The organism is Pseudomonas quasicaspiana (assembly GCF_021147825.1).
GTDB lineage: Bacteria > Pseudomonadota > Gammaproteobacteria > Pseudomonadales > Pseudomonadaceae > Aquipseudomonas > Aquipseudomonas quasicaspiana.
Genome location: NZ_JAGTPI010000006.1, coordinates 94,537 through 107,404, shown reverse-complemented (window position 1 = coordinate 107,404; position 12,868 = coordinate 94,537). Strand labels below are relative to the sequence as shown.

The following is a 12,868-nucleotide window of genomic DNA, read 5'->3' as shown; positions in this document are numbered from 1 at the left end:
TAACCATTGACGGTGCGACGTAGCCTGTCAAACAGCTGAGCGAGCATTCTGAATGACTTTAAAAGTAGGCGTGATTGGATTGGGCAACATGGGCGGCGGCATGGCTGCAACCCTGGCCAGCAAAGGCTTCGATGTAAGCGGCTTTGACCTGTCGCAGGCTGCACTGGAAATCGCCGAGAGCAAAGGCGTTAAACCGGTGACTGACCGCACCGCACTGATCAAACAGGTCGACGTGCTGATCCTGTCATTACCAAAAGCAGAACACGTGGAATCGGTTTGCCTTGGCGCTGAAGGCGTACTGCAGCACGGCAACGCTGGCCTGATCGTGGTCGACACCACCACTTCTACACCGGAAGCCAGCCGCAAGGTGTCTGCCGCCCTGCTGCAAAAGAGCATTGGCTTCATCGACGCACCGGTTTCTGGCGGCCCTAAAGGTGCAGCCACCGGCACTATGTCCATGGTCATCGGCGCAGAAGACGCAGACCTGGAAAAAGTATTGCCAGTACTTGAAGGCATGAGCGGCACACGGGTTCACGTCGGCAAATGCGGCGCGGGCAACGTTGCCAAGATCGCCAACAACATGCTCGCCGCCTGCCACCTGATCAGCACCGCAGAAGCCGTGAGCATGGCTGCCAAAGCGGGCGTCGATCCGGAAAAACTGATGCTCGGCCTTAATGCCGGTTCCGGCCGCAGTGGCGCCACCCAAGTGATGTTCCCGACCTGGGTACTGAACAAAACCTACAACTCCGGCTTCACCATGGGTTTGATGCGCAAGGACGTCGGCCTGGCCAGCGATCTGGCTGATAGCCTGGATATGGACCTGCCATTGGCGCGCATCGTCGCCCAACTGTGGGCCGCCAGCAGCGAAACGCTGCCGGACGGTGAAGACTTCAACTGCATCGTCCAGCGGACCGATGCCCAGCTGTTCGGCAAAGGGGAATAACCGATGAGCACGCAAAAACTGCTGGACTTGATGCGCCCGTACTGGGGCGACCGCAACACGGTAGCCAGCTACGTCGGCGGCGAATTCGTAGAAGGCCATGGCGAGCCGGTGGAAGTGCGCAACGCCCACGACGACAGCCTGATGTTGAGCTTTCCCGATGCCGACGCATCACTGGTCGCAACCATCGATGCCGCGGCGAAAACCGCCCAGTCCCAATGGGCAGCCCTGACTGCTCAGGCCCGTGGCCGCTTGATGTATCAGGTCGGCGCGCTGATTCGTGAGGAAGCCGCCAATCTGGCGCAGATCGAATCCATCACCGCCAACAAGCCAATCCGCGATGCCAACGTTGAAGTGGCGAAAGTCGCCGAAATGTTCGAGTACTACGCCGGTTGGGCCGACAAGCTGCATGGCGAAGTCATCCCGGTGCCGACCTCGCACCTCAACTACGTAACCTACGAGCCGCTGGGCACGGTGCTGCAAATCACCCCATGGAACGCGCCGATTTTCACCTGCGGCTGGCAGATCGCTCCGGCGATCACTGCTGGCAACGCCGTGATCCTCAAGCCGTCCGAGCTGACTGCTTTGTCTTCGCTGGTGGTCGCGGTGCTGATCGAGCGCGCCGGTGTGCCAAAAGGTCTGGTCAACGTCGTGGCCGGTTTCGGTCACACCATTGGCCAAGCGCTGATCGCCAAGGCTGATATCCGCAAAGTAGTCTTCGTAGGCTCCCCCGCCACCGGTCGTCACATCGCGACTGCCGCCGCGCAACGTTGCATTCCTTGCGTGCTGGAGCTGGGTGGCAAGTCAGCGAACATCGTCTTTGAAGACGCTGATCTGGAGGTTGCCCTGCGCGGCGCTCAGGCCGCGATCTTCTCCGGCGCGGGTCAAAGCTGCGTGTCTGGATCGCGTCTGCTGGTTCAGGAATCGATCTTCGAGCGTTTCACCACTGCCCTGGCCGCAGCCGGTAAACAATTCAAGGTAGGCGACCCAAGCGACCCTGAAACACAGATCGGCCCGATCAACAACGCCAAGCAATATGCACACGTAAAGAGCATGGTTGAAAACGCGCTTCAGGATGGTGCGAAGCTGGTGGGTGTCGATGCTGATCCGCTGCCGAACGTGCCGGGCTATTACGTCAACCCAACCGTGCTGGCGGGTGACAATGCACTGAACTGCGCGCAGGACGAAATTTTCGGTCCGGTGGTCGTAGCGATTCCGTTCAAAGATGAAGCAGAAGCGATCCGTATTGCCAACGACAGCCGCTTCGGTCTGGCAGGTGCTGTATGGACTCGCGATGTCGGCCGCGCCCACCGCGTCGCCAAACAAGTGCGCGCAGGGACCTTCTGGGTCAACGGTTACAAGACCATCCACGTCAGCTCGCCTTTCGGCGGCTACGGTGACAGCGGCTACGGTCGTTCGTCGGGCCTCGACGCACTGCGCGAATACAGCGAAGTCAAAAGCGTCTGGGTCGAAACGGCTGCCGTACCTGCGGTCAGCTTCGGTTACGGCGCAAGCCTGGAGTGAATCTGATGAAGCTATCCCAAACGTTGATCGAAGACGCCACGGTATGGCGTCGCGACTTCCACTCGGCCCCGGAACTGGGCTTTGAAGAACTGCGCACCTCCGAGCGGGTTGCGCAGTTGCTCGAAAGCTTTGGCATTGAAGTGCATCGCGGCCTGGGCGGCACGGGCGTCGTGGGTACCTTGCGCACCGGCGAAGGCCCAAGTATCGGCATTCGTGCCGACATGGATGCCTTGCCGATTCAGGAGCTGGGTACCCACTCCCACGCGTCGACGCACAAAGGCTGCATGCATGCCTGTGGTCACGACGGCCATACCGCGATTCTGCTGGCCACCGCTCGCCACCTGAGTGAGACCCGCAACTTCAAAGGCACCGTGTATTTCGTGTTCCAGCCTGCGGAGGAAAACCTCGGCGGCGCGGGCAAAATGATTGATGACGGCTTGTTCGAGCGCTTCCCGATGGAAGCTATTTACGGTCTACATAACTGGCCGGGCGCTCCTGCCGGGCAGGTGATCATCAATCCGGGGCCAATGATGGCTTCGCTGGACACCTTCGAAATCACCCTGACCGGCAAAGGCAGTCATGCTGCCATGCCGGATAAAGGCGCCGACCCGATTGTTGCCGCTGCGCAGTTGGTGCTGGGCCTGCAGACCATCGTATCCCGCCGCCTTTCGCCACTGGACTCAGCAGTGGTCAGCATCACTCAGTTCAACGCCGGTGAAGCGATCAACGTGATCCCGGAAACGGCGGTGCTGCGCGGTACGGTGCGCTGCCTGCAAACCCCGGTGCGTGACAAGGTCGAGAAGTTGATTGGCGAGTTCGTCGAGCAACTGCCAGTCGCCTTTGGCGTGACAGGCAAGCTGGCTTACAAAGTGGGCTATCCGGTCACCGAGAACAACGTCGATGCAGCGGCCACGATTCGTCGTGCAGCCATCACGGCGGTGGGTGAGGAAAACGTGCAGTGGGGTTGTAACCCGTCCATGGCGTCCGAAGATTTCGCCTACATGCTCCAGGCTCGCCCCGGCGCTTACATCTGGCTGGGCGTGGACGGTGAAAAACCATCAGCGGCGTTGCACAACCCGTACTACGACTTCAACGATCAAGTGATCGGCTCGGGCGTGGCGGTGTGGACGAAGCTGGTGGAGCAGGAATTGGCTGCGGGCTGATCAGGAACTGATTGTCAGAAACCCTGTGGGAGCGAATTCATTCGCGAAAGCGTAGGTACATCCGATAAACACTCATCGGATGTACCGGCCTCTTCGCGAATGAATTCGCTCCCACAGGAGATCGCATTTCAAAACAAGGTTTGGGCAAGCTGCTTTAGCACTCCACCCACTTCACCGCCAACCCACCCCGTGACGTTTCCTTGTATTTATCAAGCATGTCCGCGCCGGTGTCGCGCATGGTGCGGATGGCCTGGTCCAGGGAGATGAAATGCTCGCCGTCGCCACGCATGGCCATTTGTGCGGCGTTGATCGCTTTCACAGCAGCAATCGCGTTGCGCTCGATACACGGTACTTGTACCAGACCGCCAACCGGGTCGCAGGTCAGGCCCAGGTTATGTTCCAGCCCGATCTCCGCAGCGTTTTCCACCTGCTCAGGCGTCGCGCCAAGAATCTCTGCCAAGCCCGCAGCCGCCATGGCACAAGCAGAACCCACCTCGCCCTGACACCCCACTTCCGCACCGGAAATCGAAGCGTTCTTCTTGCACAGAATGCCCACCGACGCCGCGCTCAAAAAGAACCGGACGATGTCATCTTCATTGGCATCAGGATTGAATTTCATGAAGTAGTGCAGGACAGCCGGGATGATCCCCGCAGCGCCATTGGTAGGCGCCGTCACCATACGCCCGCCTGCCGCATTCTCTTCGTTGACCGCCAGGGCGAACAGGTTGACCCATTCCATCGCGCTGAGGGTCGAGCTGATCACGTTGGGCTTGCCCAGCTCCTGCAAACTGCGATGCAGCCGGAATGCACGACGCCGCACATTCAGGCCACCGGGCAGGATGCCCTCTTCTCTCAGGCCTTTGTTCACGCAGTCCTGCATGGCGGCCCAGATGTGCAGGATCCGCGAGCGGATTTCCGCTTCGGTGCGCCAGACTTTCTCGTTCTCCATCATCAGCGCAGAAATACTCAGGCCGTGCTTTTTGCACAGACGCAGCAACTGGGCACCGCTGGAGAAGTCGTATGGCAGCTCGGTGGTATCGCTGTCCAGAATGCCGCTGGCGGCTTGCTCGGCATCAACGACAAACCCACCGCCGACCGAATAATAAGTCTGCTCATACACTTCACCAGTGGCACCATAGGCGCAGAGCGTCATGCCGTTGGGGTGATAAGGCAGGCTCTCTTCCAGCAGACGCATGTCGCGCTGCCATTCGAAGGTAATGCGCTGTTCGCCGCCGAGCAGCAGAACCTGTTGCTCCAGCACAGCGTCTACACGAGGTGCGACCAGCGCCGGGTCCACCTGATCAGGCCACTCGCCCATCAGGCCGATAACCGTCGCACGGTCACTGCCGTGACCAATGCCGGTGGCCGACAACGAACCATACAAACGTACCTCGACGCGCTCGACCTTGTTCAGCAGATCCAGCTCGCGCAACTGCACGGTGAAGATCGCAGCAGCACGCATGGGTCCGACCGTATGCGAACTGGAGGGGCCGATGCCGATTTTGAACATGTCGAAGACGCTGATAGCCATACGGTTTGCTCGATTCGTGAGAGGCTGTCGCCTCGAAAGACACTTTGTTATGTGCTGGTATTTTTAGGCTCCAGCCAAGCGATCCACAAACGAAACTTCCTAAGCCATGGTTAAGCAGAACTGATAGATGAGCAAAATCCTCAACGCGCAAATGCACGCATGGCTTCAGGTCTTCGCCTGTGCTGCCCGGCACCTGTCGTTTACCCGCTGCGCGGACGAACTGCATGTAACGCCCGGTGCGATCAGCCAACAGATGCGTCAGCTCGAAGAGCGACTGGGGTTTGCGCTGTTCCATCGGGTCGGTCGTGGTCTTGAACTGACCGCCGAAGGGCAGCGGCTGGCCATCGTTGCCAACGAGGTTCACAGCCGTATTGATGATGAGTTGAGGCTGTTGCACTCGGGCCGCATCGGCGGCGTGTTCAAGCTGCGCTGCATCCCTTCCTTTCTGAGCAAATGGCTGATGCCGCGCCTGCCGCAACTGGAACAGGCGTTTCCGGACATTCAGCTACGAATCATTGCCGAGGACAGCAGCGGCTCCTTGCGCGATGACGATTTCGACCTGGCCATCGACCTCAACGACGGCAGTTACCCGGGGCTGATGACGACTTCTTTATTGGAGGAAGAGCTGTTCCCTGTCTGCTCGCCCGCGCTGCAAGCAGGCAAGCCACCGCTGGATACTCCCAGTCAACTGGTGCATTACCCGTTGCTGCACGACATCACTGCCTGGCGCGGCAGCTATGAATACGCCGAGTGGGAGTTTTACCTGAATGCTATCGGCGCTTCAGGCGTTGATGTGCGTCGAGGTCACACGTTCAATCGCAACCACCTGACCATTGAAGCGGCGATCATGGGCATGGGCGTGGCGATTGCGCGCAAGGCCCTGATCACCAACGAGCTGGAAGAAGGCTCGCTGATTATCCCGTTCGGCCACCCGATTGCGGCGCGCAAGAAGTATGTATTGGTCTACCGCGAAGGCGCCCTGCAAACCCCGGCACGCCGGGCGGTGCATGACTGGCTGGTGGAGCAGGCGTTGGGGATGTGATGGGGTAATGCTTTTTCTGCATTATTGACCTGTGGGAGCAGGGCTTGCCCGCGATAAACGATAACGCGGTATGCCTAATGGCTGCGTCTCATGCATCGCGGGCAAGCCCAGCTCCCACAGGATCTCGACCATGCAGTGGGAGCGGATTTTACCGCACAGTCCTGCTCCCACAGTGATCATTCACAACTCAAGAGTCAGTGAAAAAACTCTGCAATCAGCACAGCACCAATGAACGTACCGAAGTTGGCCAGGAACGACACCAGCACAATGCGCCAGCCCAACAGGCGGAACGCTGGCAGGTCTTTGGCCACCGACAAACCGGCGAACGCCAGCATCGGCGTGATGACCGCAAGCATGTTGATCGAGCCAACCATCTGCGCGATTTGCGGAGCCCAAGGGCACGCTGGCGATGTCATGAACATGGCAACCAGAGACACGGTGCACACCGCCGGGATCTTGCGGCGCAGGGCAACACAGATCATTTCGCCAATGAACACCGCCAGGATCATCACTGCGATACCACCGAAGGCCGCTGGCGACAGCGTCTTGTAGCCGACATAGTTGGCGATCAATGCCAGGGCACCGGCTGCCAGCCAAGCGCTGATCCGACCGCCCCAACCCAGTTCCTTGACCTCAAGGGACACCTGGTCATGCTTCAGACCCGTGCTCATCACCGAAGCCTTGGTCGTACGACCGATGATCGGCTCAAGCACACGGTAGCCCCAGACCGCCAGCGGCAAGGAGATAAACAGCGTGAAGTAAGTGCCAATGGTCGTGGTGATCAGGTTCGACGCGGCGGCAAGCGCCATGACTTCCTTGGCCACTTCCGGGGTCTGCTGCGCCGCAATCGCGCCCGCTGCCGCCGCCATCATGCTGCCGGAACCGATGCCTGAGCCCATCGCCAGCGAGTTGGGATGGAAGATCCCGAGGCTGGTAATGAAGCCTGCAACAACGGCAATGAACAACGCGCCGAACAATGTCCCGGTCAGATACTCGGCCAATACACCGCGACCTTCCGGGGAGTCCATGCCGTAGCGCTCGCCAATGATCGCCAGGCTTGGCTCACGACCGACAGAGAACGTCGCACCAATGGCTTCTCGCTTGATACCCAGCATCAGCGCCACTGGCAGACCGAGAATCACGGTGCCAACAAAGTGGCCAAACTCCTGGAACAACAGCGCCCAGCCCGAAGCAAACACCAGCGGCAAAGAACCGCCGACGACCATGCCCAGTTTGGCGATGAACACCAAAAGCGCCGGTTGCAGGATGGAAGCAGAACGCACCTGATCGCCGAGGCTCAGGCCGATCGGGCCCGGCATACGGCGGCTGAAAATGCCGATGCCCGCGCCGATCAACAGCGCCCAGACCATCGGCAGCAGAACGACTTTGCCAGGGCCGAGGGGAATACTGATCGCACCGATTGCCTCGGCCACCACGAGAATGACCGCTGCCCAGATATACAGTTTTACGGTCGATGAAACGGCACGATTTTCGCCCAGCGTCGCAGCGTGAGAATGTTGCATGGTTGTCCCCTCACCTGTTGACCAATCGTCATGCGACTGGCCAATAGTTGTTGTTTTTTCAGGAGGTGCCGACGGCACCCAGGGCAGATTCAAAAGTCCATGTCAGGCATGGAGACTCGCGTGCTGCGAGCGGAAAAACTTGATGCTCTAGCCTGCTTTATGACGCCCCTTGTGAGGGTTGCTCCGTCAGCAGATCCGGCCTTTCGCCCCCGGCTGGTGGCGTCGGGGTGCAGTTCGAGTATGGGTAGGGAGAGGACACGCACCAATATTACAGAATGACTTTATTGTTGCCTAAAAGAGAACACCAAATGAGGCGTGCGCTCTGTTGAAAACTAGATGCCCGCCCGCGAACTGATATGCGACGCAAACCCTGTGGGAGATTCTATGTTTGCTTGCAATCCCGTAGGACCGGCTTCAGCCGGGAGAGCGGTATTTCTGACGAGGAATATGTAGTGAATGTCCCGACGCCCTCCCGGCTAAAGCCGGTCCTACGGAAGAGCGCAATTTCATGTGGGAGCTGGGCTTGCCCGCGATGCATGAGACGCAGCTTTAAGACACACCGCATTATCGTTTATCGTCGGAATGCCGCCCAGACCAAGCCCTGCTCCCACAAGGGAAAGCATTCCAATGCAAGGAAGGATTAACTGAATTGAATGGGTAATTTTACAGGACAACCCCCGAATTGCTCGGGGGCCGGGTCTCACTCAACCCTCAATCCAGCTGAAAGCGCGACGTGTTATCGCTCAACGCGCGGCTGCCTTTGCTCAACGTATCGGCAGCCTGATTCACAGCCCGCGCACCTTCAAGCAAACGTCCGGCGGCCTGATCGACCTGCTGAATGTTGCCACTGACTTCATCAGCGGTACTGGCCTGCTCTTCGACCGCAGTGGAAATCTGCGCCAGGGTATCGGTCACGCCCTGCACCGCACTGGCGATTTCAACCAGACGCTGACCCAGATCAGTTACCGACTGCGCGTCGTTGACCGCCTGACCACATGCCGACTCCATCAAGCCCACCGCCTGGCTCACTGTGGAGCGCAGGCTATCGACAGTGCTGGCAATTTCCGCTGTAGACACCTGAGTCCGTTGTGACAGGCTGCGAACCTCATCGGCAACCACCGCAAAACCACGCCCCTGCTCACCCGCTCGCGCCGCTTCGATGGCTGCGTTAAGCGCCAACAGGTTGGTCTGCTCGGCGATACCACGAATCGCATCGACTACCGACTGAATCTGTTGCCCTTGCTCACTGACTCGGCCCAACGCCGCAGCGGTGTCCGTCAGGCGTTGATTAAGCTGCTGAATGCTAGTCGTCGTGCGCTGGCTGTCACGGCTGCTTTCCTCAGCGATCTTGCGGGTCTGCCGGGCGCTGTCGGAAGCCTGCTCACAACTTTTCGCCACGCCTTGTGAAGTTGCCGCCAGCTCAGTTGCCGCCGCTGCGATCTGGCTGATCTGGTATTGCTGCTCTTCAACTTCATTCAAGGTGCCGCTGGATTGGGTGTTGAGGGTCAACACCGCACTGCCCAGTTGCTTGGTCTCATGATTCACGCCCAGCAGACTGGTGCGCAACTGCACCACCGCCACGTTCAGTGCCGTGCTGATCGCCGCCAGTTCATCGCGACCTTGCACTTCAACCTGAACACAGAGATTACCGTCACGCAGCGACTCGGCAAGCGTGGTAATGCCGCGAGCACTGCGACGGATCGAGGCTTGCAGGCAGGCGAACAGATACATCGCGGCCAGCAACAAGACGCCAAAGCAGATGCCCATCGGAATGAACTGCATGTTGGATTTCTGGTGGTAATACGCGAGACGGGCGTCCAGCGACTGCAAAGACTGATTACGCAAGTTCGTCAGATCGTTGAGCAACGCATCGACGCTGCGCTCGTACGCAGGGGCATCAAGCTTGATCGTCGCGCCGAACACTCCGTCATCCAGTACCTTCAACTCGTCAGTGAGCCGCTGCATGGTGGCGTTGTAGTTTTCGGCCCACGGTTTCATTTCGGCAGGAAGCTTGGCCTGCAGGAAGTCGCCAGTCTTGATCAGTTGATCCCTGGCATCGCTAATCCGCCCGCGCAGCTCACGCATCTGCAAACGGCTTTGCAGGCTGAACTGCCCGGTGACCACTGACGTCTGGCCAATACTCGCCATACGACCGATGCGCTCGACCAGATCAGGGATTTGCTGGGTCGACATCTGCATCAACAGATACGTCTCCAGCCATGGGTCAAGGATCAGGCCGCTGTCCGTCGCAATTTGCTCGCGCAAGGCCTGCACGTTGCCCAAGGCATTGGTGAACCGGTCATAACCATCCGGCCACCAGCCGACGGTGCGCAGGGAGGCGATGTCCATGCCGGTCACCGAGCCCTTCAGCGTGTCGTAACGCCTGAATGCATCAGCGCTGGCTTCTTCTTTTCTGAGCGAGGCCCCGAGCGACTCAAGTGCCTGCGCGATACGCGGGCCTGCGGCGTCCATCGCCGTCATCGCGGCTTTGGCGGCGGGCGTCGGCTCCTTCAGAATGTCAGAGGCCTTCCAGCGCGCAGCATTGTCCCGCTGATGGGAAAGCTCGCTGTCGAGCTGATCCAGTGCCAGCAATTGAGTCACACCCGAGCGCTCGCCCACGATCGTCTCGAGTTTGCTGCGATAGTCCTGGCCGATCATCCAGAGGCTGCCCACCAGCGGCAGCATGAACAGAAGAAACAGCATCTGAAACTTACGCGCGAAGCCAAAACGGCTAAGCATGCGCATACCCGGCGACAAAATACTGTACATGACCGACCTACTCCCCCAGAACACCCGGCAGAAACGGCAGGAGCCATTGCAGATGTCTTCGAAAAACTACTACCGGCAAAATGCCATGTTATTGATTGGATTACGATAGCCGCCCAGCGCTTCTTGATTGGCGCCATTGCAGAAACCGTCAACTTTACGATCACCTAGCAATATTCAGACCGTGTAGGCGATTGCTGTTTTCACCAGTAGGAAGCTTCCCGCTTGGTGGACAGCCCCTACAAAAGTACGTCACCAATGGTTACGCTTTGTCATTTCCCGGAGGAGAGACCCCAAATGGTCGGCAAACACCCCCAGCTAAGCGTGGCGCCCCAACCCGCCGGAGCAAAACCCAATCCTCAGCAAAAACGCTTTAATAGCCTGCTGAAAAAGATCGAAACCCACCGAAGCACGCTGGAAGGCTGGAGCACCGCTGAACAGGCGTACACGCAACTCTGGGCTGAAGAGTTCACGCCGGCCGTTGAGCAGCTCAGTGCTGTGCAGCTGGAGTTGCTGCGCACGGTGGACGCCGCCAGCTCGCAGATAAAACTCAGCAAACAAGACCGGGCAACCTTGACTGACATCGTCTGTGGCCTGGTCGAAGACCTCATGGACGAATCGCATCCTGACAGCCAGGAACTCAAGGAGATTTTTGCCAGGCATTCCGGCGAAGACTTCGACGACGTTCAGCAAGAGGAACTGGCGCACTTCAAAGCGCATATGGAGCATAAGTTTGATCTCGACCTCTCGGACGGTGATCACATCACCTCTGAACATGAGTTTGTCGAATTCCTGCAAGAGAAGCTGTCGAGCCACGCCGATGCCGCCGACCGCGATGAGCAGTTCTCAGAACCGCCGAAAAAGTCAGCCCATGAACGGCGCAAAGAAGAGGACCAAGCCAAGAGTAGCCAGTCCGTACGTGAGGTCTATCGCAAACTCGCCAGCGCCCTCCACCCCGACCGGGAAACGGACGAACACGAGCGAGCACGCAAAACCGACCTCATGCAGCGAGTCAACAAGGCCTATGCCGAGAAAGACTTGCTGAGCCTGCTGCAACTGCAACTTGAGATCGAACAGATCGACACGGACCACATCAGCAACCTCCCGCTGGACCGCATCAAGCACTACAACCGGGTGCTGGCCGAGCAGGTCAAAGATCTCGAGGAAGAGATCCACGTGCAGAACATGATCTTCAACGGCCGATTCGCCCTCCCTCCGTATGAGACCACCAAGCCCGCGCAGGTCCCACGCAAGTGCAACAAAGTGCTGAACGAGCTGGATGCCGAGCTTTTCGATATGGAACAGGAGGTCGCCTTCCTGCAAGAGTCGCCGAAAAACATCAAAGTCTGGCTGCGCGCGCAACGAAATCAGCTTGACGATATGCTGGACTCAGGCCTGCTGGACGATCTTTTTCGCTAACGGCAACCGGGTTTCGTCCTTGAATAGCGGGGACGAAACCCTAACCGCTTGATCACACGCATAATTTTTTCAGAGCAAGGGTTGACACATATCCCTTATCCGCGAATAATGCGCGCCACTTGGCTACATAGCTCAGTTGGTTAGAGCATAGCATTCATAATGCTGGGGTCCGGGGTTCAAGTCCCTGTGTAGCCACCAAGTACCTGCTTCATGACATCAGCGATGCTCATGAAGCAACAAGAAGCCCGCCTAGTGCGGGCTTTCTTGTTTCTGGGATTGCTCCTTTTTATCACCCAGATACCTTCCCTCCGCCCTCCTTTCTGACACCTGAGCATTACTCACTTTTGAGTTAGCTCAAGACTGAATTCAAGATAATTTTTAGAGCATGCTGAGCGCATACCCTTTAAATACGCTGATCTCCGGTATTTTTTTCAAGATAACCTTTCTGCCGGTTCGAGATATTTTCTATATGCCCACGTTTACCCATCAAGACCTTGGTCTTCTCAATCCGTCCTTTGACTCGGACCTTGTCGATGTATTGAGCGATCTGGAACATCTGCGCCGCCTAAGGCTTGAAGGCGACACGCCGCCGCAGGTGTTCTATCAACTCAAATCGCTTTTCCATGCACTGGAAAGCCTGGGTTCTGCCCGCATAGAGGGCAATCACACTACTTTGGCGGGCTACATGGATAGCAAGGTAGAAGGCAAGGCTCAGGACACGGACCAACTGCGCGAGGTTGCCAATATTGAAAAGGCGATGGATTACATTGAGGAGATCATGGCTCCCGGCGCGGCGCTGACGAGCAGACGATTCGAGAGCTACACCCGATGACCGTAGACGATCTGGTACGTGAGGGCGACAACGCCCGGAGCCTATCGCATGAAGGTTCTGGTGCATGACGGCTTTGGAATATGACTGGCGGTACACCGGTTGAACCAAGGCAAATTCCACTGCCTTGG

The 12,868-nt window shown here is 58.2% G+C and carries 8 protein-coding genes, 1 tRNA gene and 1 pseudogene; 7 read left to right on the top strand and 3 right to left on the bottom strand.

Going from position 1 to position 12,868, the window contains the following annotated elements; translation table 11 throughout:
• Positions 1 to 52: 52 nt before the first annotated feature.
• From KDX30_RS06435 to KDX30_RS06425, 3 genes are read left to right on the top strand one after another with little or no spacing between them, the layout of a single operon-like run.
• A complete protein-coding gene (locus KDX30_RS06435) occupies positions 53 to 943 on the top strand; it encodes an NAD(P)-dependent oxidoreductase (protein ID WP_231675304.1) in 891 nt (296 codons plus the stop codon).
• A gap of 3 nt (positions 944 to 946) precedes the next feature.
• Complete coding sequence (locus tag KDX30_RS06430; protein WP_099270512.1) at positions 947 to 2,464, top strand: aldehyde dehydrogenase family protein; 1,518 nt, start codon at positions 947 to 949, stop codon at positions 2,462 to 2,464.
• 5 nt (positions 2,465 to 2,469) lie between these two features.
• Positions 2,470 to 3,627, top strand: a complete 1,158-nt coding sequence (locus KDX30_RS06425) for a M20 aminoacylase family protein (RefSeq protein ID WP_231675303.1) — start codon at positions 2,470 to 2,472, stop codon at positions 3,625 to 3,627.
• A gap of 154 nt (positions 3,628 to 3,781) precedes the next feature.
• On the opposite strand, the gene KDX30_RS06420 is transcribed toward KDX30_RS06425, so the two are convergent.
• A complete protein-coding gene (locus tag KDX30_RS06420; RefSeq protein WP_231675302.1) occupies positions 3,782 to 5,158 on the bottom strand; it encodes an L-serine ammonia-lyase in 1,377 nt (458 codons plus the stop codon).
• 127 nt (positions 5,159 to 5,285) lie between these two features.
• On the opposite strand from KDX30_RS06420, the gene KDX30_RS06415 reads away from it, so the two are divergent.
• Complete coding sequence (locus KDX30_RS06415) at positions 5,286 to 6,200, top strand: LysR substrate-binding domain-containing protein (RefSeq protein ID WP_122664687.1); 915 nt, start codon at positions 5,286 to 5,288, stop codon at positions 6,198 to 6,200.
• A gap of 194 nt (positions 6,201 to 6,394) precedes the next feature.
• On the opposite strand, the gene KDX30_RS06410 is transcribed toward KDX30_RS06415, so the two are convergent.
• The gene (locus tag KDX30_RS06410) at positions 6,395 to 7,723 is read right to left on the bottom strand and encodes a DUF3100 domain-containing protein (RefSeq protein ID WP_231675301.1); all 1,329 of its coding nucleotides are present in this window, start codon (positions 7,721 to 7,723) and stop codon (positions 6,395 to 6,397) included.
• A gap of 711 nt (positions 7,724 to 8,434) precedes the next feature.
• Positions 8,435 to 10,492, bottom strand: coding sequence for a methyl-accepting chemotaxis protein (locus KDX30_RS06405; protein ID WP_231675300.1), 2,058 nt, complete (start codon positions 10,490 to 10,492; stop codon positions 8,435 to 8,437).
• 294 nt (positions 10,493 to 10,786) lie between these two features.
• Between KDX30_RS06405 and KDX30_RS06400 the strand changes: the two genes are divergently transcribed.
• The 3 genes and pseudogenes from KDX30_RS06400 to KDX30_RS06390 all read left to right on the top strand — a co-directional run.
• Entirely contained in the window at positions 10,787 to 11,908 is a 1,122-nt protein-coding gene (locus tag KDX30_RS06400) for a J domain-containing protein (RefSeq protein WP_231675299.1), read from the top strand.
• Between the two features lie 121 nt (positions 11,909 to 12,029).
• A tRNA-Met gene (locus KDX30_RS06395) sits at positions 12,030 to 12,106 on the top strand.
• Positions 12,107 to 12,377: 271 nt separating this feature from the next.
• Positions 12,378 to 12,788 (top strand): annotated as a pseudogene (locus KDX30_RS06390) (Fic family protein); the annotation flags it as partial.
• Positions 12,789 to 12,868 lie beyond the last annotated feature (80 nt).